Origin of the sequence: Anaerophaga thermohalophila DSM 12881 (assembly GCF_000191885.1) — a bacterium.
GTDB lineage: Bacteria > Bacteroidota > Bacteroidia > Bacteroidales > Marinilabiliaceae > Anaerophaga > Anaerophaga thermohalophila.
Genome location: NZ_AEWI01000037.1, coordinates 130,914 through 155,748, shown reverse-complemented (window position 1 = coordinate 155,748; position 24,835 = coordinate 130,914). Strand labels below are relative to the sequence as shown.

The 24,835-nt window shown below is 41.0% G+C and carries 22 protein-coding genes; 5 read left to right on the top strand and 17 right to left on the bottom strand.

The genetic code is table 11. The features are described 5' to 3' along the window. Positions 1-307 precede the first annotated feature (307 nt). A complete protein-coding gene (locus ATH1_RS0111780) occupies positions 308-2,458 on the bottom strand; it encodes a S46 family peptidase (RefSeq protein ID WP_010421904.1) in 2,151 nt (716 codons plus the stop codon). 21 nt (positions 2,459-2,479) lie between these two features. Between ATH1_RS0111780 and ATH1_RS22620 the strand changes: the two genes are divergently transcribed. Further along, entirely contained in the window at positions 2,480-2,674 is a 195-nt protein-coding gene (locus tag ATH1_RS22620) for a hypothetical protein (protein ID WP_081467447.1), read from the top strand. A gap of 918 nt (positions 2,675-3,592) precedes the next feature. On the opposite strand, the gene ATH1_RS0111770 is transcribed toward ATH1_RS22620, so the two are convergent. The 6 genes from ATH1_RS0111770 to ATH1_RS0111745 form a co-directional block, all read right to left on the bottom strand. Then, positions 3,593-4,390 carry an outer membrane beta-barrel protein gene (locus tag ATH1_RS0111770; protein ID WP_010421901.1) on the bottom strand — a complete coding sequence of 266 codons (798 nt, stop codon included), beginning with the start codon at positions 4,388-4,390 and terminating at the stop codon, positions 3,593-3,595. A 139-nt stretch (positions 4,391-4,529) separates the two neighbouring features. Continuing rightward, positions 4,530-5,297, bottom strand: a complete 768-nt coding sequence (locus ATH1_RS0111765) for a tetratricopeptide repeat protein (protein WP_010421897.1) — start codon at positions 5,295-5,297, stop codon at positions 4,530-4,532. Positions 5,298-5,316: 19 nt separating this feature from the next. Beyond that, positions 5,317-6,186, bottom strand: a complete 870-nt coding sequence (locus ATH1_RS0111760; protein WP_010421895.1) for a hypothetical protein — start codon at positions 6,184-6,186, stop codon at positions 5,317-5,319. A gap of 6 nt (positions 6,187-6,192) precedes the next feature. Beyond that, positions 6,193-6,630 (bottom strand): membrane protein insertion efficiency factor YidD, encoded by a 438-nt coding sequence (yidD, locus tag ATH1_RS20155; RefSeq protein WP_010421893.1) that lies wholly within the window; start codon positions 6,628-6,630, stop codon positions 6,193-6,195. After that, positions 6,597-7,394, bottom strand: coding sequence for a hypothetical protein (locus tag ATH1_RS0111750; protein ID WP_139035370.1), 798 nt, complete (start codon positions 7,392-7,394; stop codon positions 6,597-6,599). The genes yidD and ATH1_RS0111750 overlap by 34 nt, the downstream gene beginning before the upstream one ends. Before the next feature lie 81 nt (positions 7,395-7,475). Next, positions 7,476-7,895 carry a TM2 domain-containing protein gene (locus ATH1_RS0111745; protein ID WP_010421886.1) on the bottom strand — a complete coding sequence of 140 codons (420 nt, stop codon included), beginning with the start codon at positions 7,893-7,895 and terminating at the stop codon, positions 7,476-7,478. Positions 7,896-8,586: 691 nt separating this feature from the next. On the opposite strand from ATH1_RS0111745, the gene ATH1_RS0111735 reads away from it, so the two are divergent. From ATH1_RS0111735 to ATH1_RS0111725, 3 genes are all read left to right on the top strand, one after another. Then, positions 8,587-8,841: a hypothetical protein gene (locus ATH1_RS0111735; protein WP_010421881.1), complete on the top strand. Its 255-nt coding sequence runs from the start codon at positions 8,587-8,589 to the stop codon at positions 8,839-8,841. Positions 8,842-9,021: 180 nt separating this feature from the next. Beyond that, complete coding sequence (locus tag ATH1_RS0111730) at positions 9,022-9,660, top strand: porin family protein (RefSeq protein WP_010421878.1); 639 nt, start codon at positions 9,022-9,024, stop codon at positions 9,658-9,660. Positions 9,661-9,952: 292 nt separating this feature from the next. Then, on the top strand, positions 9,953-11,923 hold the full coding sequence (locus ATH1_RS0111725; protein ID WP_010421876.1) for an IS1634 family transposase: 1,971 nt from the start codon (positions 9,953-9,955) through the stop codon (positions 11,921-11,923). Here ATH1_RS0111725 and ATH1_RS0111720 read toward each other — a convergent pair. From ATH1_RS0111720 to ATH1_RS19405, 9 genes are all read right to left on the bottom strand, one after another. Next, complete coding sequence (locus ATH1_RS0111720) at positions 11,920-12,552, bottom strand: ribonuclease HII (protein WP_010421874.1); 633 nt, start codon at positions 12,550-12,552, stop codon at positions 11,920-11,922. The two genes, ATH1_RS0111725 and ATH1_RS0111720, sit on opposite strands and share 4 nt — an antisense overlap. Before the next feature lie 235 nt (positions 12,553-12,787). Next, a complete protein-coding gene (locus ATH1_RS0111715) occupies positions 12,788-13,813 on the bottom strand; it encodes a M28 family peptidase (RefSeq protein ID WP_010421872.1) in 1,026 nt (341 codons plus the stop codon). 548 nt (positions 13,814-14,361) lie between these two features. After that, complete coding sequence (cysS, locus tag ATH1_RS0111710) at positions 14,362-15,840, bottom strand: cysteine--tRNA ligase (protein ID WP_010421870.1); 1,479 nt, start codon at positions 15,838-15,840, stop codon at positions 14,362-14,364. Positions 15,841-16,307: 467 nt separating this feature from the next. Beyond that, positions 16,308-17,087 carry a toxin-antitoxin system YwqK family antitoxin gene (locus ATH1_RS0111705; RefSeq protein ID WP_010421868.1) on the bottom strand — a complete coding sequence of 260 codons (780 nt, stop codon included), beginning with the start codon at positions 17,085-17,087 and terminating at the stop codon, positions 16,308-16,310. A gap of 471 nt (positions 17,088-17,558) precedes the next feature. After that, positions 17,559-17,921: a carboxymuconolactone decarboxylase family protein gene (locus ATH1_RS19415; protein ID WP_010421859.1), complete on the bottom strand. Its 363-nt coding sequence runs from the start codon at positions 17,919-17,921 to the stop codon at positions 17,559-17,561. 36 nt (positions 17,922-17,957) lie between these two features. Next, positions 17,958-18,920, bottom strand: a complete 963-nt coding sequence (locus ATH1_RS0111690; protein WP_010421856.1) for an L-histidine N(alpha)-methyltransferase — start codon at positions 18,918-18,920, stop codon at positions 17,958-17,960. A 22-nt stretch (positions 18,921-18,942) separates the two neighbouring features. Beyond that, positions 18,943-20,256, bottom strand: a complete 1,314-nt coding sequence (locus ATH1_RS0111685; RefSeq protein WP_010421854.1) for a sulfurtransferase — start codon at positions 20,254-20,256, stop codon at positions 18,943-18,945. Between the two features lie 99 nt (positions 20,257-20,355). Beyond that, a complete protein-coding gene (locus tag ATH1_RS21950; RefSeq protein WP_010421851.1) occupies positions 20,356-20,601 on the bottom strand; it encodes a carboxymuconolactone decarboxylase family protein in 246 nt (81 codons plus the stop codon). Between the two features lie 8 nt (positions 20,602-20,609). After that, positions 20,610-20,852, bottom strand: a complete 243-nt coding sequence (locus ATH1_RS19405) for an RNA polymerase sigma factor (protein WP_010421847.1) — start codon at positions 20,850-20,852, stop codon at positions 20,610-20,612. A 1,029-nt stretch (positions 20,853-21,881) separates the two neighbouring features. Between ATH1_RS19405 and ATH1_RS0111665 the strand changes: the two genes are divergently transcribed. Beyond that, the gene (locus ATH1_RS0111665) at positions 21,882-24,140 is read left to right on the top strand and encodes a PAS domain S-box protein (protein ID WP_029164102.1); all 2,259 of its coding nucleotides are present in this window, start codon (positions 21,882-21,884) and stop codon (positions 24,138-24,140) included. Here ATH1_RS0111665 and ATH1_RS0111660 read toward each other — a convergent pair. Further along, positions 24,070-24,369 carry a 4a-hydroxytetrahydrobiopterin dehydratase gene (locus ATH1_RS0111660; protein WP_245531778.1) on the bottom strand — a complete coding sequence of 100 codons (300 nt, stop codon included), beginning with the start codon at positions 24,367-24,369 and terminating at the stop codon, positions 24,070-24,072. The two genes, ATH1_RS0111665 and ATH1_RS0111660, sit on opposite strands and share 71 nt — an antisense overlap. Positions 24,370-24,835 lie beyond the last annotated feature (466 nt).

Sequence of the window (24,835 nt, the reverse complement as noted above, 5' to 3'; positions counted from 1 at the left end):
AGATTATTTAGGAATTCCATTTATCAATAATTTTTTAAAAACCTAAACGCAGAGACGCAGAGACGCAAAGTTTTTTATGACGATAATCCATTAAATTTCTGCAATATATTGAAAATCAATCGTCTATTTTAAAGATGTTTGTTTTTTTAAATGCAATATATCAAGGCTGTAAGAATCATCTCACATCTTATATCTAAAAATCTAATAATCTATTGTACGTTAGCTGCTGCAGCTAAAATAATACTCTCATAACATGGACTTTGCGTCTTTGCGTCTTTGCGTTCAGGCTTTAACGCACTATATTGAATTATTCAACAATCGTCATCTCATCAATCAGATTTTGAGCGCCTGCATATTTATCGATGATGAACAAGACGTACCGGATATCGACATTGATACATTTTTGCAATTCCGGTTCAAAGGCGATATCGCCGCTCATGGCTTCCCAGTTGCCGTCGAAAGCCAGTCCGAAGAGGTATCCTTCACCATTGATAACGGGACTGCCGCTGTTTCCGCCGGTAATATCGTTGTCGGTTGTAAAATTGACATACATTCTGCCATCTTTGTTGGCATAGCGGCCGTAATCTTTATCACGGTAGAGTTGCTTCAGCTTTTCGGGGACAGAAAACTCATAGTCGTCGGGTTTTTCCTTTTCCATAACCCCTTTGAGGGTTGTATAATGCTTGTAAATGACGGCATCCCGTGGTTCGTAATCACCGACTTCACCATAGCTCAGTCGCATGGTAAAATTGGCATCGTCGTAATATACTTTGTCGGGATTCATCTCCTGTAGCCCGGCAATAAACAGGCGGTGATTCTTGTCGATGGTAAGGTTCGATTCACGGATTTGACTCATTAATTTCAGATATAACTCCATCGTGGATTTTCCGGCCGAATATGCAGGATCCTTTTTCAGTTTTTTTAGTTTCGGATTTTCCAGAAAATCGTAAAGTTCTTCTTTGCTGACAAAAATGGATTTTCTGAATAATTTATCGGCATACTCTTCGAAGCCGTCTTCTTTGTCGGTCTTTATCTCTTCGAAGAAAGAAGGATAAAATTCTGCGTCGATCTCTTCATGGTAGAGTTCCAGCAGAGCACTCATTACCTTTTGGTCGGTGGGCGCATGATAATCTTTGTAAAAATCTTCGGCATTTTTTTTCAGATTTTCGGTTGCCTGCTTTATCTTTTCTTCATCTTCGGATTCGAGGGCCTGTTCCAGTTCCCGGGCTGCAAGAGAAAAACCAATGATTTCGGTGCCCCTCAGCATACATTCGCGTACGAAATTCTGGGCAAGATAGTAAGGCGCCCTGTTTTCGTAAGCTGCTTTAAGGGAGGGCAGCACGTCGCCATATTTTTCCTGACGCTCGGGAGACTCGTTTACCCAGTCACTGAATTTTTCTTCCAGTTTCTGTTTCTTTTCGATGACATTCAGGTTTTTCAGCCCTCTGTTCATCCCGATGCTGTTTTTCCAATAGTTGGAACTGCGCGAATATTTCGAGGCATATTGAAGTCTTATCTTATCGCTGGAGTTCATGGCCTTCTCCCATATTTCCTGTTTTACCCCTCTGGGTTTGATCAGCGAGAAATTGAAGATATTCATCCGTTCGTCAATGCCCCAGGATGTCAGGTAACGCTGAGTGCTTCCCGGGTATCCCAACGTCATGGCAAAGTCACCTTTTTCATATCCTTTGAGTGATATGGGAAGGTGATGCGCAGGTTTTAGCGGCACATTGTCGGGAGAATATTCGGCGGGTTTTCCGTCTTTATCGGCATAGACCCTGAAAAGGGAAAAATCGCCTGTATGCCGGGGCCACATCCAGTTATCGGTATCGTGTCCGAATTTTCCGATTGAGGAGGGAGGAGCACCGACAAAGCGAACGTCGTTGAACACTTCGTAAACCATCATGAAATATTGGTTACCGCCATAAAAATCGCGTACCAGCACCCGGTAATGTGAGTCGCCTTTTACGCTGTCGGCAATTTGTGTGGAGATGCTGTCGATAGCAGACCGGCGTTCTTCTTCGGTCATATCGGCGGTGAGTCCTGCTTCTATTTTACTGGTGACATCTTCCATCCGTTTCATAAAGGTGACGGAAAGTCCGGGTGCGGGAATCTCATCGTCAGTGGTTGGCGCCCAGAAACCATCTTCCAGATAATTGTTTTCCATGGTACTCAACGCTTGTATGGTTCCGTAACCACAGTGGTGGTTGGTCAGTATGAGACCTTTATCCGAGATGAGTTCTCCGGTACATCCGCCACCGAAGATAACAACGGCATCCTTCAGACTCGAATGGTTGACACTGTAAATATCTTCTGCGGAAAGTTGCAGTCCCATCGACTGCATTTTTTCAATGTTCAGTTTTTTGATCAACGGCAGTATCCACATGCCTTCATCGGCCTTCGATAAGCCTGAGAAAGCAAATATCATGGCCATTGCAAGGGCGGTCATTTTTTTCATCATAGGTGTTTTTTTGTTTTTATGTTCTTGAATTATACGAGTCGTTTTTCTCTTTTAAGAGTTGAGTGCAGTCTAAAAAGCCTTTTGACCCCTAAATCCCCTAAAGGGGACTTTTTCAAACTGCTGATTTTTAGCAGTTCCCTTTTAGGGGTCAGGGGTAAAAATGGTAAAAATCAGCAGTTTGAAGGCTTTTTATACTACACTCAGAGTTTGTAAAGATAATATTAACTGTACAAAATACATTCTATGAGGCCGGTCTAAAAAGCATCTTTATTGCCAAACTCGTTGTTGTTTTAAATTTTTGCATCCTCATTAACAACAAGTTAACTCTGGCACAAAAATTTAAAACGCCTGGATTTTGACAAAAATATGCTTTTTATACTGCACTCATTCTATAAATTTATTAAGGTCGAATAGTCTACCCCGATTTATCGGGGGGAACTCGCATGCAGGTATTAATTGTCAACATATCACAATTTAAAAGAATGTCACAATAATGAACGATTTTAACTATTAAAAAGGCGCGGTGGCCTGTCCGCTTTCCGGGCCGGCGGATGGCGGGAAGCCAAAATGGGCGACGTTCATGGCCTTGCGCAATGGCCGGAAATTTTGGCTTTCGCGGGGAGATAGGTTTAAGCGGACTAGACCTTTTTGGTTCTTTTTGGGGCAATGCCAAAAAGAACAATAGAAAATAAATTTGAAACAGACTGCTGACTTTTTTAGCAGCCTCTAATTAGTCTAAGTCATTGGTCGAATGGAACTCGCATGATTGATTTTGTTCATCAACTTTTGTGACAAACCTTGCCATGCTCGTTTCATTTGTTTGTAAACAATGTTGTGGAAGCTTTCTGCTTCTGAAGGGAACAGGTTGAATCCTCACCCAATCGGTTAAGGAATCAGATGGCTGTTTTTATTGCTGAGAGCTAAGTGTTTGTAGTTTTAAGTGACGATTAATATGCCCTTTGTTCGGAAACGTAGGCGTGCAGTAGACATTGTTCCTCTGTGTCTGCTTTGTGGTGTTCCGGATCATTTGTTGTTATGCTGAGTTTCACAAGGCAATTACAGGGCACCACAGAGCTACACAGAGGAATCACTGAGTTTATTTGGTAGTTGTAATTATTTGCAGGATGAACCTTAGAAATATACGGATATTCCGCCATTTAGGGAAAATCCTTTGATCGTTTGTTCTATATCTTCATCTATGTATTCGTCTTCATATTCACCCGAAATATTTGTATATCCCAATCCTAAATCAAGTGAGATGTTTTTATTCAGGAAGAATGCGACACCGGCACCTAATCCCCAGCCATTCATTTTTATTTTTTCTTCATCTGAATTATACTCTTGTTTGTTGTTTCCAAACATATATTCTCCCTGAATAAAAGGTTTAATGTTGGAATCACCGAAATAGTATATGACACTTGGTCCAATTAAAAAACCAGAGTTTTTATATTCGTCTCTATCATCCTCTTGTTTAGTTGATTCGTAATCGATGGTTAAACCTATGGCAAAACCGTCAGCAACAAACCATCCGATGGAAGGCTTAAATGAAAATTCATTAATGTCAATTTCATAGTCTCCACCCTGGTATTCTTGTTCGTTGGTCACAGAAGAATATGATAAATTGGTGCTGCCCGAAACAATCATTTTCCCTTTAGCAGTTGGAGAAGTGAAGTCCTGGTCGCTATTGCTCCTCGAAGACTGGCTTTCTGAAATTTTTTCCTTCGACATCTTCGCAATTTCATTCATTTTATACACGAAAACACTTCCATCCGAAGTTTCGATTTTAATTTGTTCGTTGGGAACCTGTTCAATTATGATTCCTTTGATGATGCTGCCGTCCTTCAGGTGTACGACATCGCGATAATTGTTTTGTGATAATGCGTTGACTGTCAACGCAACCACAACAATGGTCAAAAGCAATTTTTTCATGATGTTAATTTTTAGGGTTTAAATTATTGATGCCTAAATTAAAGAAAATATTCAATTTTTTGTATTGAATATGCTTCGGCCAGGCTTAACGAGAGACGAGTTTTAATACTTGTAAATCAACACATAGGCTGTTAGCCCTTTAGAAATCAAATTTTTGTATTATTTTTCTGTTGAATTCAGAGGCATTTTCAATGTTCTTTTCACGGGCAATGATTTCTGCTCTGTGTTGACCGCCGGAGTGAAACTTTTGTAATAAGGTAACACCAACCACGTAACCGGTAAAATAATAACCGTTCCATACCTGCCATGCCCCGAATCCGAGCGCCGATGCGTTCAGCAGGAAATTGAAGCTGCCTTCAACTATTTCCCCGCAATACACTTGTCCTAAGCCGGGAAGGAGAGAAAGATGCCGGGCTTTCTCCGGATTTTTATATTTAGGGGAATTGACGTACATATTTTTAATTTCCTGGAAATTGCCATTGGTATTCGACAGTTTTTCCAGCTTTGTTAATGTTTCGTTTGCTTTGTCAAATTCAAAAAGGTGATTGTAACAGAAAATTTTTATAGTTAATATTTTGGGTTTGATGGTGTTTTCTTTTGATGAGATTGCTTCATAAAGTTCAATGGTATTAATGGCATCATTGTAATTACCGTTCATATACTGGCAAAATGCCAATTGATAATTTTTTTGTGCGAAGAGAGTATCTTCGGGATTTCTTATGTTGAGTCTTTCAAGTGTGACAGAAGCTTTTTCATATTTCCCGGCATTTTTATATGTCAATGCTTTTTTGTAAATGGCTTCTCTTTTGCTATCTGCATCGTCTGAAAAAAATACAATTCTTTCATATTCAACAGCACTTCCTGTCATATTTCCTGAAACGGCCAATGAATCGGCCTTTCTGAACAATGTGTTTATATTTTGTGCCTCAATCGTAAATATTACGAAGAGGAATATGGAGATTAAACAATATTTGTTTGTCAGTAAGTTCATTGTATTCATTGTTTGCAATTTTTGCTGAAAATGTGGCGCCCCAAATATTTCCTATGTAAAAGACTGAAAAGACCGTTCCAAAGAATATGGTTTCAAATCGCTCCGGTCCCCGTTTGGAATAATTTTCAATAGTGACTAAGGCAAGTCCTGATGACATGAGGAAAGCGGCGATTCCCTGTCCGGTTTTCCCTGAGTATATCTGTCCGGAGCCGGGAATTATTCCTGAGAGAATACCGGCAATAACAGGCGACTTTTTATGTCTGTTCTCCAGCTCCTTCGAAATTTGATCCATTCTTTTCAGTTCACTTGAAAACCCAAAGTAATCGGAGGGTATATCTTGCCGGGTTGTTTTGTAACCTTCAATATCTCTTTTTAGCAGATAAAGGCCAGAATTTAAAAAGGATTTAAAGTTTCTGCCTGTTTCTGTGAGGGGGTAATAACGAGATATTGCAGAGTCTGCACTTTCGAAATTCTTCAGATGAGTAAGGTTGTATATTCCAAAAAGTCTTGATTTTTCATAGAATGTTGAATTTTTCGTGACTTCATTAAGATAGCCGGCAGATTCCTGTAGTTGTTTTTGGTTGTAAAGCGACCATCCTTTCAGATAATAAAGAGAGTCTTGCTGTGAATGAGACAAGTTTTTCAAGAGTAGCTCATCAGCTTCATAGATACTTTCGTCAAACATTCTCTGATTGACGAGGTATGATGTGAATTTTATCCTTGCCGAAACTTCCTGGCTGAAAGCGGAAGGGATTGAAACAGCCCAACCCAGAATGATAATGGTTATTGTAATGTAATACCGCATTTACGTTTATTCATGGATTCTGAAACGATATTTTGTATAATCGTCTGTGGCACGTCCTGAATTCGTGTCAATTGTCAGGGGATGAAGAGACGTCTGAGCTATTCTGTTGCACCTGCTGAGTCGGTCTGCTGTAAGGAATACGCCTTTTAATATGCCATAATGTTGTATAACATCATTGCTGAAGTTTGAACAGGATGGTTCATACAGGCAATCGGCTGAAAAATGTTTCGACAGGGATGTCTGGTAGATATAAAGTACCCCCCCCAGTGTCCACCTGACAGGATTTAGCTTTTCCACAAGCGGGGCATCTTTAGCGATTAAAAACTCTCTTTTTCTGTTTCTTTCTGTTTCTATTTCCCTGATTTTAGAATTTTCCGATTTTAGTATCAGGGATAAATCCTGTTCAAAGTTTATTTGAGCAGGAGCATTAATGAAGATGAGCAAGACAAAAAAGAGGCTAAAAAATCAATTTTTTCAGCATCAGAAGGGATTTTGAAATTAAAAATATCCATTTGAATATCCTTACCCGAGCAAATGTCAGAAAAGGTAGTTCTTTTAACTGTGCTATCCTGTCTGGCAGTATAAGCTACTTCCGTGATTTTTTTTGGAAAACTGAAGTTTTCCAAATGAATGTAATCGTAGTAATATATCTTTTTTAGTGATTTTCCATTGTTATCTACATATTCGGCAAAGACGGGAAGAAAATTATCAAAAACCAGTTCAACGGTACTTATTGCTCTCATTCCCGGAGGGGCCTGCCATGTTGCTACGACATATTTCCCGTCACGTTCTGTGTTTACGGGCGTAAACCCTTCCTTCCTCAGCCCCATATCCTGTATCTGATTGTTTACAAAATAATAGATTAACTCATTAGAACTTGAGTATTGGCTGTTTTGAGTGAATGTAACAGTATTTTTTCCGGGATTGTAAATAGTGATTTCTCCCAAAGAGTTTATTTTTTTATAGAATTCTTCCGGCTGAAAATAATGAAATATTATTTCTGATGATTCGCCGTCGTAAAGGATTGCTGATTTGGCATTAAAGAGGTTTCCTTCGTGGTACACCTGATGCAAAGCCTCTATGCTTACTTTTCCCTGATAATTCTGGCTGGTTACCTCGGGGAAAAGAAGAAAAGAAAGAAACGTTACGATAATTATCGTCCGAAGGTTTAAACTGATGCGATGCAGGTGCTTTCCAATGTTATTCATAAAAGTGATGAAAAATCTTAAAATCATCCACAGGTCCATCAGGACCCATGGATAATAGATGTTTTAGCTTTTGGTTAACAGCTACCACATAAAGAATTTGGGATTATCAACATAAGCGCTGATATCGTTCCAGTTGACTGCCAAGACAATAAGGTCGATAAGAGGCATCAATCCAAAAAAACCTCCAAAAGTCAATATATACCCAATCCCGGTCATTACCTTTGTTCCCAGATAAAAACGGTGTATCCCTAATCCACCCAGGAAAAAGTCAAGCAAGACAGCAATCAAAGGATCTTTTTCGCTAACAGCTGATGCAACGGCTGAAGTCGGAACTGCTTCAAAATCAAGAGCACTTGAAATCATGCTGAAAGAAGTATGAGTTGCGGAAGCAAATAAATTTTCCACAGCATTGTCATCAATTGTGTAGGAAGTTGCAGATGCCTGACTACTGAACACCGCAATCCCTAACAACAGAGTCAGAGTAATTAAAACTTTTTTCATAATAATGATTTTTAAATTATTTAATTCAACATTCGTAATTTAAGATAAATTTTCTTCTTAAGGACTATTTTTTGATGCATTAAATAATTTAGAATTATTATTAATAATAAAATAGTTTGGTCAGATAAGTTATCATTCCAGCCAGAGATTTTGTATCATTGAAGACAGCAATAGGTTAGACGGGATTGAGGGAGTTAATGTTGACGTAACTGAGAGCCTCGATTATATTGATATTCCTTTAATGTTAAAATAAGAAAATGAGCTGTAACCATTAAAAAATAATACGCATGATTCATGTCGAAATCAGAAAAGGGGGTGTTGTTCTTTTTCTGAAAGTTCTTTTATACTCTTGTTAATTAGCTCGTCAGCTCCGTATTCATGTGATTTACGAACGATTGTTCGACCTTGAAATAGTGATCTTCTCCGGCTTTTAGCAGCATTTTATTTTCCTTTTTCCTTTGACCATTTTGCACGCAACGCATAAATAATAATAGCCCTCCACGACCTGAATTTTTTCGCTTGTTGAAGATAATTTTGTTATTTTCGAGCTCATAAAAGATAGTCTTATTTGTGAAATGATGAAGTGTCGTTTTTTTATTTGCCTCTAATACACACATTATCATGGAAATAAACAAAACATCTTTTATTTTTTTTACTGAAAATCGCTCAATATAAGTAAAAATAACTGACCATGAATGGCAAATTAATAATCATTTTTTTACTTAAAAAAATGATTTTAGAACTGATTATATTAACTTTATTTGAAGGATTGGGCTTATTTTTTCATCCGTACATAATTTATTTATTAAGGTTTGATGGAACTCGCATGCAAGAACTTATACATATTCTTGTTGTGACAAACCTTGCCATGCTCGTTTCATCTTTTATATTTAAAAAAAAACAAGTGATTATTTTTATTAGCCGTAATTTATTTAAATTATTATAGTAGCATGAATATTTTGATTTTATTGTTTTGGTCTCTGGTCAGCAAAAGATATTAATTTATCCACAATTTATATTCATTAGTCATAAAAATGCTAATATAATCTGTCTCTATTTATGGTTAACTATCCAATTTTATTACTTTCGTATCGTTATTTTATTGTTCAACTTAAAACTTTAAACTATGAAAAAGTTATTTTTTATTGCTGCAGTAATGCTGCTTTGTGTTTCAACAGCTTCGTTTGCACAAGCTAAATTTGGCGTTAAAGCCGGTTTGAATATTGCTAGCTTGAGTGGGGATGATGCAGAGGATCTTGATTCAAGGCTAGCTCCGTTTTTTGGGGGGTTTGTCAATATTTCTTTTTCTGATAAACTGTCTTTTCAGCCTGAGTTGCTTTACTCTATGAAGGGAGCCAAATATTCTGACTCCGGCTCTGAAAGCATTGGCGGGATCACTTATAATTATGAAGAGGAAAGCAAGGTTAAGTTAAATTATTTGGATATTCCCTTAATGCTGAAAATAAATCTTGGTTCTGGCTTTAATTTACAAGCCGGACCTCAAATTGGATTATTGCTTTCTGCAGAGGAAGAATTTGAGTATACTGCCAGTGGCGGGGATATGAATGAATCAGAATCAGAAACAACAGACATCAAAGATGATTTAAAAGGAATGAATTTTGGATTAAATGTTGGTGCTGGCTATGACTTTGGTTCTTTAGGAGTAGATATACGTTACAGTCTGGGGCTTTCCAATATTGCTGATTATGATGATGGCGATTTAAAAAGTAATGCTTTTCAAATTGGTGTTAGCTATGCTTTCTAAAAAACAGATATTCAATATTTTCAAAATATCTTGACAAAAAAAAAGGCTGTCTTCTTTCTGAAGACAGCCATTTTTTTTGTCTTAAAACGTCAACTTCAGTTGTTGCTCCGTTAATTTAACCCAACTTGCGGGGTTTTCTATAAAAATGCAGCTATTTTAGGGTAAAAACGTGTTATTATTTTCATTTTTATTGTGTAAGTAACTGATATTCAGCTATGGCATTCCGCCTGTTTTCATTTGTAGTACACAGGGGGGTATTGGTTATCAGCTAATTTGGTGGTAATTTGCAGCCATGTATTTCAAGGTATCCATGCGCACCAATCCTGTCACGGGAAGCTACTGCGGTTATTACCGGTTAGTGGAGAGTTATCGCGACCATAGCGAGAGGGTATGCCATCGGACTATTTTGAATGCCGGGTATCTCAACGGGCTGACCACAGACCAGCTGAACCTGATTCAAAAGATACTTACCGCCAAGGTGGCCAACCACGACAACCCGCTGTTTGAACTTCCTTACACCGATGACCCAACGGTGATCCGCTATGTCGATGAGTTTTACAAGCGGATGGTTGCCGACAAACGCATCGATGTGTTTGTAGGGGAAAAGGATAAAAAGGCAAACCAAAGCGGTAAAGACATGCAAATGATTGATCTGAACAGTATTCGAAACAAAGACGTGCGGGAGATTGGTGCCGAATGGTTGTCGTACCAGGCCATACGCCAGTTGCAGATAGCTCCGTTTTTAGAAAGCCTCGGATGGAATGAAGACCAGATTAAACTGGCCCAGACCCACCTCATCAGCCGGGCAGTTTATCCGGCCTCTGAGCTGGAAACCACGCGGTGGATCAGGGAAAATTCGGCGGTATGCGAAGTCACCGGGTTCGACATCAAACAAATTACCAAAGACCGCCTGTATGGGATATCAAAAAAACTGTATGCCCAAAAGGAAGCCTTGGAGCAACATTTATCAGTGCGCACCAACGAATTGTTCGACATTCAGGATAAAATAATACTTTACGATCTGACCAATACTTATTTTGAAGGCCGGAAACAAGGCAGCAAACTGGCAAAATACGGGCGCAGTAAGGAGAAACGCAGTGATGCAAAAATAGTTGTGCTTGGGCTGGTGATCAATCCTGAAGGGTTTATCAAATACTCCTCCATACTGGAAGGGAACATGACCGATAGCAAAACACTGGAAGGGATGATCGGCAAATTGCGCATCAAAACATCTTCATCGGCAAAGAAAGCCTTGGTGGTAATCGATGCGGGCATTGCCACCGACGATAACCTGAAGATGATATTGGACAATGGGTATGATTACCTGTGTGTGAGCCGTTCAAATTTAAAAAACTACCACAACGAAGCTGGTGCAACCAGTGTTTTAGTAACCGACAACCGGAAACAGAAGATTGAACTGTGTCGGGTAAATTCGGATGGTAATACGGATTATTATCTCAAAGTAGAAAGTCACTCCAAAGAGCTGAAGGAACGTTCAATGAACGAGCAGTTCCGTTCGCGATTTGAAGCCGGACTGCAACAAATAGCCGACAGTTTGACCAAAAAAGGTGGCATAAAACAAGAGGACAAAGTACACCAGCGTATTGGGCGGTTAAAGCAAAAATACCCTTCCATCGGGCGGTACTTCGATATTGAAACACAAGTGAGCGATGAGCCTGAACTCAAACGGAAAAAGAAAGGCGCCCAACCAGGCAAAGAGAAAAAGCGGATTGTAAGTTCCATCAAATGGGCGGTTAAAAAAGGGGTTGACATTAACGCCCGCAGTGGGGTTTACTTTCTGCGTACATCACTTCAGGCCCAATCGGAGGAAAATGTATGGCAATTTTACAACACGATTCGCGAAATTGAGGCCTCGTTCCGGGTCTTGAAAACCGACCTTGACTTGCGCCCTGTGTATCATCAAAAAGATGAAAACACGATGGCTCATCTGCACTTGGGGCTGTTGGCTTACTGGGTGGTAAACACCGTCCGTCACCAACTAAAGCAAGAAGGCATCCATAGTGGCTGGCGCGAGATCGTAAGAATGATGAACACGCAAAAAGCCGTAACGACTTTGGCCCAAAACGATCACGAAAAAGTGATCATGATACGACGTTGTTCCGAACCAAACGGACAGGTACGCACGCTTTATGATGCCCTAAAATATAAATATGCACCTTTCGTAAAACGAAAATCTGTAGTACACAAATCTGAACTCAAAAATTGCCAATTCATTGAAAAGCAACAATTTCATTCGGATTAACTGCAAGTTGGGTTAAAAGACCTGCGGTGCAGTGGTGATACCCCGTGTTGTTCAATACCGGCCCGGTGCATTTTTGTGGGGTAACCTTTGTTTTTGTCCCAGGCATAAAAGGGGTATTTCTCATGCTGCTTCACCATGTACTCGTCGCGATGTGTTTTGGCCAGTATGCTGGCGGCGGCTATGCATTTATAGATGCTGTCGCCTTTAACAATGCACTTGTGCTTCGTTTTTTCGTAAGGGTGAAACCGGTTTCCGTCGATAAGTAACGACAGTGGTTGGGGCTTCAGTTGTTCGATGGCCAGATGCATGGCCCGGATGGAGGCGTTGAGAATGTTGATCTGGTCGATTTCTTCGTTGTGTACCATTGCTACGGCCCAGGCCAGGGATTCCTTTTCTATGATGGTGCGAAGAAGGTCGCGTTTCTTTTCGGAGAGTTGTTTGGAATCGTTCAGTAAAGGGTGGTCAAAATCTTCGGGTAATATGACGGCGGCTGCCACTACGGGACCGGCCAGACAGCCGCGTCCGGCTTCGTCGCAACCTGCCACCAAAGGCCCATCGGCCGGGAGCAATTCCTGCCTGACTTTTGGTTGTTTGGTGCCTGATAAAACGCTTTGTTTTATGCCGGTCATATTTTGGGTTTTTCTGAGGCTGTCTATAAACCCTGTGATACTCTTTGTGTCATTTGGGAAACTCTCCCGAAGGAATCAGGATGAGTTTTGTAATTTATTGTTTCACAGAACATCACGGAGAATAAACAGGGTCACTCAGAGTGGTGGATGAACCTTTTTATTCACTCTCAATCAGAAGAGTACCTTTATCCCCCTTGGGGGAGTCAGAGGTGGCCTTCTCCTCCCTTTGTGGGAGCTAGAAAGGACTGTTGTACAACACTTCCATAACCGTTTGCCCTACTGCTTTAAGGGTGTTTTTGTCAATGACGTCCATATTATCATCGTGAGTGTGCCAGTATTTACCAAAGGAAGTATTACTTGCCGGGTCAAATTCTATAATATCAACAGTGGGGATGCCGGTATGCTTGTTTACATAAAGGTGGTCGTCTGTAATGTATCCGCCTTCTCTGAAAATAAAAAATTTGCCATAGCCGATTTTTGCGGCGGTGTTCCAGATTTGATCAACCAGGTCGGGAGCCATATCCAAAGAGTGTCGCTCCTGAAAGAACCTGGCCTCTTTGGCGCCAACCATATCCAGCAGAATGCCATAACGGGCATAATAGTTTTTTTTATGCGGATTTTTGCCCCAGTACTGGCTCCCCAGGCACCAGGTATCTTCCTTGTAGGGAAGATTACGATGTTGCGGGGTGCCATAATCTTCGGCATCGAAAAAGATGATGTCGATACCCGTATGTGTCGGGTTGTCTTTCAGGTGACGTGCCATTTCCATCAGTACACCTACGCCACTACCCCCGTCGTTAGCTCCGTCGATGGGTTGATTGCGCTTGTCGGGATCGGGGTCATAATCGGCAAACGGACGTGTGTCCCAATGGGCAAATAGGAGAATGCGATCATTCTTTTCGGGCTGGAACTGTGCAATGATGTTTTTGATGTTTAAGACCGAGTTGTCAAAAGCCGTTACTTTACCTTCCTGCACAATGACTTCGGCACCCATGCTTTTCATTTTCGCTTCGAGCCAGTTGGCACAAGCTTCGTGCTCCGGGGTGTTTGGCACGCGTGGACCAAATTCAACCTGCTTCTGTACATATTGATAGGCCGAATCTGCATTGAAGTCGGGGGTCTGAAGTTCGGGAAGTGTTTTTTCATCCTTTCCTGATGATTTCTTCGAACCTGTGTTGTTACATCCCGAACCAAAGGATATCAAAGCAACCACTGATAATACCAATGGAATTTTAATGAATCGGGTGATTTGCTTTTGCATTTAATTCAAATTTTATTGAACAATATTCCGTTAAACTTTTGCAATGCCCTGCAAACCAATTGCTTGTGTTTACAGAGATTTGTTTATTAAAATACAGTATATCAAGGTTGTACGAAACGAGCATGACAAGACTTAACACAACAAGAACATGGATGAAACGAGCAAGGCAAGTGTACCGTTCTATTTATTTTTTTGTTTCACAGAGTTTCACGGAGTAGACACAAAGTCCCACAGAGTAAAAAAATAGTCTTTTCAGACAGCCTTTAGCCCGGCGCAAGGTTTTGATAAATTGTTTTTTTCCGTATTTGATTGGCTCAAGTTATGGGTGATCTTCAACCTCAACCTCAACCTCAGCCTTAACCTCAACCTTAGTCTCTATTGTTGCCGGAGGCAAGGTAATCTTTTAATTCTAAATTGATAATTGCTCATTGAAAATCTGCATTCATCTGTGTAATCTGTGGTGAATATTGGTTAATTCGTTGATTGGTTTTTGAACATTGAAAACACTTTTTGCACTTGCCCTCTCTCTCACCTGAACCTTGGGGGATTTAGGGGGCTTTTACCACCCACTCAGCTCCGTCTTTACTGTCGCGCACTTCAATACCGAGTTGTTTAAGCCCATCCCGGATGCGGTCGGCCGTTTCAAAGTCTTTGGCATTTTTTGCCTGTTGGCGGACTTCAAGAAGGAGTTTCATAACCCCTTCAAGGATTTGGGGATTTGCCGTTGCTCCTTCCGCTTCAACTTTCAGGCCAAGAATATCCTCAGAGAAAAGGTGCATAGTTTGGGTGAAAATTTCGAGGTCTTCTTTCGTAAATGATTCCTTTCCGGCTACTGCTGCCTTGATGATTTTTGCTCCTTCGAAAAGGTGAGCAATCAGTACAGGACTGTTCAGATCGTCGTTCAATGCGGCATAACATTTATTTTTGAAATTTTGAACATCGAAGGTTGATTGTCCGGCGGGTTTTATTTTTTCCATCTGTTCCAGCGCATTCATCAGTCTTTCCAGTCCTTTTTCGGCGGCCTGAAGCGCCTCGTTTGAGAAATCCACAGTGCTGCGGTAATGTGCCTGAAGGATAAAGAAACGGATGGTCATTGGCGACCAGGCCTTGTCAAGTAATTTATGGTTACCTGTAAAAAATTCTTCCAGGGTTATGAAGTTGCCGAGCGATTTTCCCATCTTCTGCCCGTTGATGGTAATCATATTGTTGTGTATCCAATAGCGTGCCGGGGTTTTCCCTTTGGCAGCGACAGACTGGGCAATTTCGCACTCATGATGGGGAAAGAGAAGGTCCATTCCGCCTCCGTGTATGTCGAACTGATCGCCCAGGTACCTGGTGCTCATGGCCGTGCATTCGATGTGCCAGCCGGGGAATCCTTCACTATATGGAGAAGGCCAGCGCATGATGTGGGTAGGGGTTGCTTTCTTCCACAACGCAAAATCAAAGCTGTTGTGCTTTTCCGATTGACCTTCCAGTTCTCTTGTGGTGCTTAGCAATTCGTCCAGGACACGACCCGATAAGATACCGTATCGATGGTCTTTGTCGTATTTTTCCACATCGAAATAGACCGACCCGTTTTTCTCATAAGCATACCCTTTGTCAAGAATTTCTTTGACAATTTGAAGCTGTTCGATGATGTGCCCGGATGCCCGTGGCTCAATGCTTGGGCGTTTCACGTTAAGGGCATCCATAAACAGGTGGTAGCGGTTTGAATAATACTGCGCGATTTCCATGGGCTCGAGCTGTTCGACCCGTGCTTTTTGGGCTATTTTGTCTTCCCCGTCGTCGGCATCGTTTTCCAGGTGCCCCACATCGGTAATGTTACGTACATAACGAACTTTATAGCCGAGATGCGTCAGATAGCGGAAAAGCAAATCGAAAGTGATGGCAGGGCGTGAATGGCCTAAATGGGGATCTCCGTATACCGTTGGGCCGCAGACATAAAGACCTACGTGTGGCGGATTGATCGGTTTAAATTCTTCTTTTTTCCGGGAAAGTGTGTTGTAAAGCGTCAGATTATTGTCCATAGTAGTACGTCGTCTGCTTATTTGAAATTTTTCAGACGGCTAATTTAAGACAATCGTCAGTTAAAAAAAAGTAAAAACGATAAGATGCATTGACGCAAAGGTTTTATTTAGTATCTGTCCATAAAGAGTCCCATTTACTGTGTTACGCTTGTCCGAAAATTACACATTTACGAAACGAGCATGGTAAAGTTTGCCACAATAAGAATATCTTTCCGATTTTAGCGGTCCTTTAATTTTGTGATCTCAGCGTGGAATAAAAAAGATTAGACAAAACCTGTAACACATCGGGATAATATTTAGTTGTTTGTGATTTCAGCAACTTGTTATCTTTCGGAAACCAAAAATAAATGATGAGCCCGGTCTAAAAATTTAAAACGCCTTGATTTTGATAAAAATATGCTTTTTATACCGCACTCAATGATTGTTTGTCATGTGGGTGTAAAAGTTTACCGTAGCATTTCTGAAGTCTAATGCGTTGTATATTCTCCGTTTTCCACTGTTCTCACTTCAATAAGAGAATCTTTTTCGTTATAGATAAAATGTTTTCCGTCCTGAAGAATACCGTCGCGGAAGTAACCTTCTTTAATGACGCGTCCGTCGAGCGACTGAAGCGTATAGTTACCGGTTCCGTAGAAAGGAGGGATTTTTTTGTCCGGGTTTTCCTGCGCGTTTAGTGGACGCGTGGCTACTTTGTTGCTTTCTCTGAAAGAGCCTTCGGCATATTTCCGTTTCTCCGTCAGTTGTCCGTTTTCGTTAAAGACGCGGAGTTCGCCGGCGATGTTTCCATCTTCCCAGGTACCTGTATATTTGAGTTTTCCGTTGGCATGGTAGTATTTTTGTTCGCCTTCCCGCCTTCCTGATTCGTTATAGTACCACTCGTAATACTTTTTCCCGTTGGCATGATAGAGATTGTATTCGCCCTGCCAGTGGTTTTCGTTCCAGTATCCTTCTTCCCAGAGGTTACCGTCGAGGTAATAAAACCGGGCGGGACCTTTTGCAATACCGTTGTCGTAAGTGATTTCGTGTTTCAGTGTTCCACTTTTGTAGTACGTTTTCCACAACCCGTCGCGTTGACCGTTGACATAGATACCGGTCTCTTTCAGTTCGCCGGTGTCGTAGTATATTTCCCATTTACCGGTACGTTGATTGTCTTCATTCACGCGGTTTAGCCGGGCGTCGTCATTTTGCCCGACAGCCACGGATGTAACGGCAAATATCAATATAAATATGGGAAAAGCGGTTTTCATCCGTATATAATTTATTTAAGTTATTGGCCTAATGGAACTCGCATGCAAGAATTTATACATATTCTTTTGTGGTAAACCTTGCCATGCTCGTTTCATCTTAAATCTTAAATCTAAAAATCTAATAATCTATTAAGGCAAACCTTGCCATGCTCGTTTCATCATTCCTTTAAGACTACATTTATTGTTTTTTAAGGTCTCATATAGAGAAAAAACACTCCTGTTTCTGTTTTTCGTAAAATGGGTGTAAAAGGTTTCAAAAAACCATTTGATTAAAACTGTAAATGTGGCATTTAATCTTGCCACTCGCTCGTTCACCATCTTTGGTGAAACGGGGAAAAAGGCGTAATTTTTCATGATTCTGTTTATTGGTTTTCTGAACTGAACTGTCTTAACACCGCGAGAAGCAGTCCGCCTGAAAGTCTGGTAGAATAATCGGGGTTAATGTATTCGAACAGGATAACGCCCTCGTGGTCAACCACAAAGACTGAGCGCCTCCAGTTTTGGATCACTTTTGATGGGCGTATTATTGCGGATGGCATCGATGACATCATCGGGCACTTTAGACATTTTTGCCGTCATTGTATGAATGGGCAGGCAATAATGACAATTGTTGGTCTTACTTACCGTGAGCCATACCAGATTTTGTTCAACCCGCGAAAACGTTGTCTGGCCGAATAATTTGCCCAGTTGTTGATAAGCCTTAATAACTGCCGGGGAATTGGCCATGATGCCGTAAAGATTGGGGAGAAACCCGTTTTGTTTTTGCACACTGCTTAGTATCTCTTTTGCACCTTCGGGAGCAGTTTCCGGAGTATGAATTTTGTAATTTTCCATCTTTTGACAGGCCATAACTTTTTTGCATTCCAATTTTCATCTTTTTTCCCACAGTGAGTCCACAAAATAACCCCGTTTGTCTGTAAAGTTTTTAACGGGTTGGAATCCATGTTCAGCTGCAAGTTGGTCTATGAAATCAAAGTCGAATTTCCGGGAAGTTTCCATAAATATGGATTCCCATTTCCCGAAATGAAAAACCTGTTCCAGGGCCTCTATTCGTACTTTATGTTCTTTTGTCGCAACCAGGTAACTTTTTAGTGTTCCGCTTTCAGGATTATAGGTGCAGTGATGAATGAAGTTTTGAGGATCAAAGTCAGCACCCAATTCCTTGTTCAACCGGTGAAGAAGGTTGAAAGTAAACCGTCTGGTGTGGCCGTGTGGATCGTTATAAGCCTTCAGAATAACGTCGGGCGACTTTTTCAGGTCAAACCCTATAAGCACTTTGTCTTCCTGATTGGTATAATTCGATAAATGCCTGAGGAAGTCGTGGGTTTCCTCTAACGAAAAATTTCCGATGTTGGAACCCAGGAAAAATATCACTTTTGGTGTACCATCGTTCGAGTTGATTTTTTGTAACTCATGAAAATAATCTCCTGTTTTGGGAGTTACCTGCAAACCGGGTATTTCGGAATTAAGGCTCTCTGCCAACTCATTGTTTGCCTTTTGACTGATGTCAATCGGTGAATATTGAAAGTTAGCATCTTTATTGAAGAAATATGACAGAAGGAGTTTTGTTTTTAGTCCGTCTCCCGAGCCAAGTTCAACAAGGTTAAAGTGGTTGCCATCGTTGTTTAATGCTTTCAGGAGATCATCTTTCTGTTCCGAAAATATTTCGAGTTCACAATCGGTGAGGTAATACTCCTTCATGCGCATGATGTCCTGAAAAATGATGGTGCCCGCATCATCGTAAAAATATTTCGAATGAAGGTATTTTGGATTTGAGGACAATCCTTTTAATGTATCGGTTGCCAGATCGGATATAAGTAGTTGCTGTTCCATAATTTTGCCTGATAAATGTTATCTACTTTTGTGTATCCATTTCAGTTTCTTCGGGAATCCCTGTTTCAAAGGGATTTTCCGAATCGTTACTCCACTCGAACCAGCCCCCGTCATATACGGAAACATTAGGCCATCCCATCAGCCAGGCATTGAACCAGGCTTCACTGCCGCGCCATCCGGTTCCGCAATAGAAGGCCAGATGTTTATCGGGTGTTATACCGAGGTCATTCCAGATTTTTTCTATTTCCTGATACTCGCGGGTGGTGTGGTCGAAATTTCTGTAATTTTCCATGTGATAGGCATCCGAGCCACAATCGGCAAATATGGCCCCTGGAATTCGACCTTTTTTCTCAATATAATTGTACCCGCTTACTTCTCCGATATATTCGGGCCAGCTTCGCACGCAAACCAGTTCGGCCTTGTCGGATGAAAGCATTTCTTTGGCCTGAGGTGTATCAACGGCCAGCGATGGTTTGGAGGGGATAACAGCGCCAAAATCGCCAACAGGATGTTTTATTTCATCATTTGTAGAAACCGGGTATCCGGCATCAATCCATGACTGGAAACCACCATTTAAAACCCGCACGTCTTTTACCCCGGCATAAAGCATGATAAAGGCACAACGGATGGCTCCGATGTCACCTGCGGCGCTCCCGGGGAAAGGATCGTTGTTGTCGGGCGACATGAATTTCCCATACATGATAACCGTGGTATCAGCCGTGATGCCATGAGCTTCGAAAACAGCCTTTAGCTCTTCAGGTGATCTGCGATTCCATGTTTCCGTTGACTCTACATCGTTGGTGTCAAGGTCGATGGCCCCTGGAATATGCCCGCTCAGATAGGCTTCCCTGTTACGGTAATGAGCATGAATAATTACAAATTTATTATTGTTGTAATGAATGGGCTTCTGACCTTCAATTAGTTGATTTACCCACGATGCGGGAACCAGGTTACGGAACCTTTCCAACTTGTCAAGCGGAAGTTCCGGGTTGGCCAGCCATTCTTCAAAAAAAACGGGGTAAACTTTAATATTCGTGTATCCGGCTTTCAGGAACATTTGGGCCACTGTTTCTGCTTCACGTGCTGAATAACCATAAATAATGAGATGGTTGGAAGGGGCAATCTTTTTATGATGTACCATTTCGATCCAGTCCATGTATGTGGTCCACTTCAGTGGCAAACTTTTGGCTCCGGGTATATGTCCACCGCGTTTCTCATTTCTTAGCTCCCAGCCATTGTAAGCATCAACAGGTCTTACGTCAACAATGATGGTTTGCGGATTGTCCATTTGTTTAATAACCGATGTTGTGGAAATGGTCTTGAAAGTTGTTTGCATATTTTATTGTTTTAAGGGTTTGAGACGATAATGAGTAACATTTTTATTCATTGTTATTGTTTAACTATTAGTCGGCCAAAATGAAAAACCTGACAAAAATTAATATTTGTACCCTTTAATTTCCTGCTCATCTGCTTCAATACCTGTTCCCAGTACAATACGGTTGACAAAATTAAAATAGGAAATCACCAGTGTGGCATCCGGAATACCCAAATCGGAAACGCCATAATCTTTTAATTTCTGCAAGAAATCATCTTTGGCATGGTGCTCGGGGAATAGTGTCAGGTGTTCAGCAAAGCGGCAGAGTTCTACCCGGTGTTTTGAAAGACCTGCTTCCGTGATCATGGCCGAAATTATCCCATACCGGAACCTGAAGGGCTCCTATGTTTAATGCCGTTTGCAACGCAATGGATGGCAAAAAGCCATGTTTTGGGTGAACTCTCATTTCTGAAATCCTCAAGACTTTCGGCTGCTGCCATAAAGGTGTCCTGTACCAGATCACTGGCAAGATGAGGGTCTCCGGTTTTATGCCGGGCTCTTTGATAAAGGTCGTCGGTAAAGTCATTTACCCATTTGGAGAGTTGAGTTTTGTCCATGTCATTAAGGTGTATTGTTTGAATTTGATTTTATTTTCCAGGTGATCAGCGGATTGATTTTAAACGAATGTTTTTAGAAATTTTTTCGAAATGTGTCAGGTAATTTAAAAAGTATCGAATATTCAATCGACAACAAAATAAAAACTTAAAATTTTAAAACCATGAAAAGCAATCAAAAAAACATTTTAAAAGGCGGTTTGGTTGGCCGGGACTTTATTAACAGCAACAGGTATTCGGGCAGAATCAGCAAGTATTTTCGTTTATTCCGAATAATATTGAAAATCTCGTATCAATTACTTAGATTTATGTTAATATTGATGGGAAAAAGCATCTTGAGGGCAACAATGATATTGGAAAAAGGAAAATTATGATAGTGACAATAGGCCGTTAAACTTTTTCAAAGGCTGAAAACCAATTGTTTGTTGCCAAATCATCCTGTATCTTATATCTAAAAATCTAACGGTCTATTAAATATTGATAGAAAATCCAATGATCTGTCGTATAGGCTGAATTTTTTCAGAAGAAACGAGCATGACAAGGATTTCTATAGTAGATTTTTAGATATAAGATATTAAGATTTAAGATGAAATGAAACGGGCATGGTAACGTTTTGCCACAACAGAACATGTATAAGTTCTTGCATGCGAGTTCCATCCGACCTTAATAATTAAATTTTATACGGATGAATAAAATACGACCACGAATGGATGATGGCCATCCGGATTTCGGGAATGTTTCTGGTGTTGAGTGCTTGTAAATTCAGTCATTATTGCTCTGTTATCAGAGACAACGAATTGTTAGTCCTTCGATGAGAACCAAGGGACAGGAGAAGGTAATCCAAAACTCCCTCTCATAATAAAAACTTTGCGTCACTGAGTCTTTGCGTTTAGACTTAACACTATATGTCCATACAAAAGACACTCATTCGGGCGAAAGTATTGGGGCATAACAAATTTTCCGGAAAGGGGAACAATTTATGTATTGTTTTCGTAGGCTGCAAAGTAGAGAATTTTTTCAAGGGTTAATTTAATGTACAGCACTTCAAAAATATTGTTACTCAACAACAGGCCTGATCTTGCCGGGGACTTGCAAGCTTTTCTCACGGGGAAGTTCGGTGCGACCGACTGTTTGCATGAAAGTCGCGATGCTATACCACTACTGGCCAATGGTGAATACGACCTGTTGGTGCTTTCCAATCATCTGAACGACATGGATGGGATTGAATTTGTCCGGCTCCTCAGGAAACGGGGCATTAGCGTGCCGTTTGTTATGCTTGCCGGCGATGGGGATGTGCTTCAGGCAGCAGAAGCAATGGAGGAGGGAGCCGTAGAATTCATACAATGGTCCGACAACCGCCAGGCTTTTTACCCTTATTTGGAAGAGGTTTTTAAGAGAGTGCTTCAATATAGTACTTTTGAGAAATTCTTCACCGGGGGTGAACTTATTTATAAAACACTGTTTGACAACCTGAGGGATGCGGTTTTTCTGCACCTCATCGATGAAGAGACGCGGATTCCGGGTACGTTTGTGGAAGTTAACCCGGTTGCCTGCCGCAGGCTTGGATATTCACGCGAAGAATTGGCAACGATGACACCGGACGATATCGATGTTCGGGGAGCAGTTGACATGGGAAAAATTGTTGATGCCTTGTTTACCAACGGGTCAGCCATTTTTAAAACCGTTCACATGACCAAAGATGGGAAAGAAATTCCTGTTGAGGTTAATTCCAGGCTTTTCGATCTGAAAGGAAATAAGGCTGTTTTGTCGGTTGTCCGTAATATTACAGATCAGCAAAAGATGCTGGACGAACTGAAAAACAGCGAGCTTCGGTTTCGCTCCATCATTGAAAAGAGTATTGTGGGTATCAGCATAACAAATGAAGAAGGTGTTTTTGAATATGTGAATGATGCATACTGTAAAATTTACGGTTATACTCCTGAGGAAATAATCGGTCAGCACTTTACAATGGTTGCCCCGGACGAAACCAGACAATTACTTTCGATGCGTCATGCCGGCTTTTTCAGGACAGGAAAAGGAGAAAAGGGAGAATGGAAGGCCATTGACAAGAAAGGGAATGAAAGATTTGTTGTTACCGATTCGACATTAATTACCGATGTTGATGGAAACTATAAAAGAGTAACGTTTGTAGAAGATGTCACGGAAGAGCGGATGGCCGAACAGGCACTTGAAATGAGTGAACTCAGATATCGCACCATGATGGAGAACCTTCAGGACCCCGTTTTTATAAGTGATGAGAACTTTACCATCAGGTATGTCAATAAAGCATTTGAAAAGAGGTTTGGCGATATAAACAGGCGTAGTAAATGCTATAACCAGGTCTTTGGTGAGAAGAGAGGACCGTGCCCGTGGTGCATGGTGGCGATCGAGAATTTGTCGGGGGTCAGGAAACGACTCGAAAAGACAATAAACAAGCGGGTTTATCAAATAACAACTGTGCCGATTCAGTTTGAGGGTGTTTACAAAGCTAAGATGACTATACTCCGCGATATTACCAATGTTGTAAAAGCTCGTAAAAGGGCAGAGGAAAGTGATAAGCTGAAATCAGCATTCCTGGCCAACATCAGCCACGAAATACGTACTCCGCTTAATGCAATTCTGGGTTTCTCTAACTTGCTGAAGGACGAAGAACTGACCCGTGACGAAATGAAAATGTACATAAACATGATCAATGAGAGTGGTTCTCATCTTTTGCATGTCATGGACGATATTATCGAATTTTCGTTCATCGATTCAGGACTTGTTCAGGTCAAACCGGTCCGGATAGAAACAGACCGTCTGCTTGATTATTTGTATAAGGAAACGAGACGGCTGCAAAAGAAAATGAACAAGGATCATCTTCAGGTTAACTTTAAAAACCAGTTGCCCGAAGACGTCAGGTTTGTCAATGATGAGACCCGTGTCAGACAGGTTTTACAGAACCTCCTGTCCAATGCAGTCAAATTTACGGAAAAGGGACAAATTTCTCTTCGCGTTTATCGCGATGAAAACAAATGGGTGGTTTTCTCAGTTAAAGACACTGGCATTGGGATTCCCCAAAAACTTCATAATGTTATTTTCAGACGCTTTCGTCAGGCCGACGAAGGTCATAGCCGGATGTTCGGCGGCAACGGACTTGGCCTTACCCTCTCAAAGCATCTGGCAGAGATGATGGGTGGCCATATAAAAGTAGACTCGGAACCGGGAAAAGGTTCTGAGTTCAGGTTGTACGTTCCCGAGAAATTTGATGAGTCTCTGGCCCGTGCCCTGTCCGTTGAATATGTGAGATGATTTTTTCCGCCAGCTTTACATCGCGTTCCGTGATTTCACCCACGTCATGCGATATCAGCTTAATTTTTACTTTTTTGTAATCAAAGATTTCAATATCCGGATGATGGTTTGCCTCTTCGGCAATGGGGACAATTTTGTTAACAAAATTAACAGCGTCAACAAAATTACTCAGAGTAAATGTGCATGTCAGCTTGTTGTTTTCTATTATCCAGTTTTCCGGTGTTCTCATGGCCATTATTTTTTATTGGTTTTAATGGGGACAAATACATAGTGGTATTTGTTCACTTCTTCACTTCCTCTGCCATCGCAACCGTCACTTTCTGAACAGACACATATTGTGAAAATTTTTGCGGGTTTATAGACACAATACTCAGTTCTATTTTACAGATGTCTGATAATTAATTGTTTTCACAATCAATGGCACAAACCACAACTCTCTCATAATAAAAACTTTGAGTCATTGCGTCTCTGCGTTTAGGTTTTTTAACTGACTATTGAAGACACGCACTAATTAAAAAAAACGAATGATTTTCAGCTTTCATCCGTATAAAATAAGTCTAAGTCATTGGAATTATGCAACTTATTATACTTTAATTGATATAAGATTCTTCGCTCCGCTCAGAATGACAAACAGCTAAGGTTGAGATTAAGGTTGAGATTGAAGTTAAGGTTGAGAGTTCACCACAGTTGACGCA

Bases quoted from the DNA above. Each gene is read 5' to 3' on its own strand.
- ATH1_RS0111780 (WP_010421904.1), bottom strand. From the start codon at position 2,458: ATGAAAAAAATGACCGCCCTTGCAATGGCCATGATATTTGCTTTCTCA.
- ATH1_RS22620 (WP_081467447.1), top strand. From the start codon at position 2,480: ATGTTCTTGAATTATACGAGTCGTTTTTCTCTTTTAAGAGTTGAGTGC.
- ATH1_RS0111770 (WP_010421901.1), bottom strand. From the start codon at position 4,390: ATGAAAAAATTGCTTTTGACCATTGTTGTGGTTGCGTTGACAGTCAAC.
- ATH1_RS0111760 (WP_010421895.1), bottom strand. From the start codon at position 6,186: ATGCGGTATTACATTACAATAACCATTATCATTCTGGGTTGGGCTGTT.
- ATH1_RS0111750 (WP_139035370.1), bottom strand. From the start codon at position 7,394: ATGAATAACATTGGAAAGCACCTGCATCGCATCAGTTTAAACCTTCGG.
- ATH1_RS0111745 (WP_010421886.1), bottom strand. From the start codon at position 7,895: ATGAAAAAAGTTTTAATTACTCTGACTCTGTTGTTAGGGATTGCGGTG.
- ATH1_RS0111735 (WP_010421881.1), top strand. From the start codon at position 8,587: ATGAATGGCAAATTAATAATCATTTTTTTACTTAAAAAAATGATTTTA.
- ATH1_RS0111730 (WP_010421878.1), top strand. From the start codon at position 9,022: ATGAAAAAGTTATTTTTTATTGCTGCAGTAATGCTGCTTTGTGTTTCA.
- ATH1_RS0111725 (WP_010421876.1), top strand. From the start codon at position 9,953: ATGTATTTCAAGGTATCCATGCGCACCAATCCTGTCACGGGAAGCTAC.
- ATH1_RS0111720 (WP_010421874.1), bottom strand. From the start codon at position 12,552: ATGACCGGCATAAAACAAAGCGTTTTATCAGGCACCAAACAACCAAAA.
- ATH1_RS0111715 (WP_010421872.1), bottom strand. From the start codon at position 13,813: ATGCAAAAGCAAATCACCCGATTCATTAAAATTCCATTGGTATTATCA.
- cysS (WP_010421870.1), bottom strand. From the start codon at position 15,840: ATGGACAATAATCTGACGCTTTACAACACACTTTCCCGGAAAAAAGAA.
- ATH1_RS0111705 (WP_010421868.1), bottom strand. From the start codon at position 17,087: ATGAAAACCGCTTTTCCCATATTTATATTGATATTTGCCGTTACATCC.
- ATH1_RS19415 (WP_010421859.1), bottom strand. From the start codon at position 17,921: ATGGAAAATTACAAAATTCATACTCCGGAAACTGCTCCCGAAGGTGCA.
- ATH1_RS0111690 (WP_010421856.1), bottom strand. From the start codon at position 18,920: ATGGAACAGCAACTACTTATATCCGATCTGGCAACCGATACATTAAAA.
- ATH1_RS0111685 (WP_010421854.1), bottom strand. From the start codon at position 20,256: ATGCAAACAACTTTCAAGACCATTTCCACAACATCGGTTATTAAACAA.
- ATH1_RS21950 (WP_010421851.1), bottom strand. From the start codon at position 20,601: ATGATCACGGAAGCAGGTCTTTCAAAACACCGGGTAGAACTCTGCCGC.
- ATH1_RS19405 (WP_010421847.1), bottom strand. From the start codon at position 20,852: ATGGACAAAACTCAACTCTCCAAATGGGTAAATGACTTTACCGACGAC.
- ATH1_RS0111665 (WP_029164102.1), top strand. From the start codon at position 21,882: ATGTACAGCACTTCAAAAATATTGTTACTCAACAACAGGCCTGATCTT.
- ATH1_RS0111660 (WP_245531778.1), bottom strand. From the start codon at position 24,369: ATGAGAACACCGGAAAACTGGATAATAGAAAACAACAAGCTGACATGC.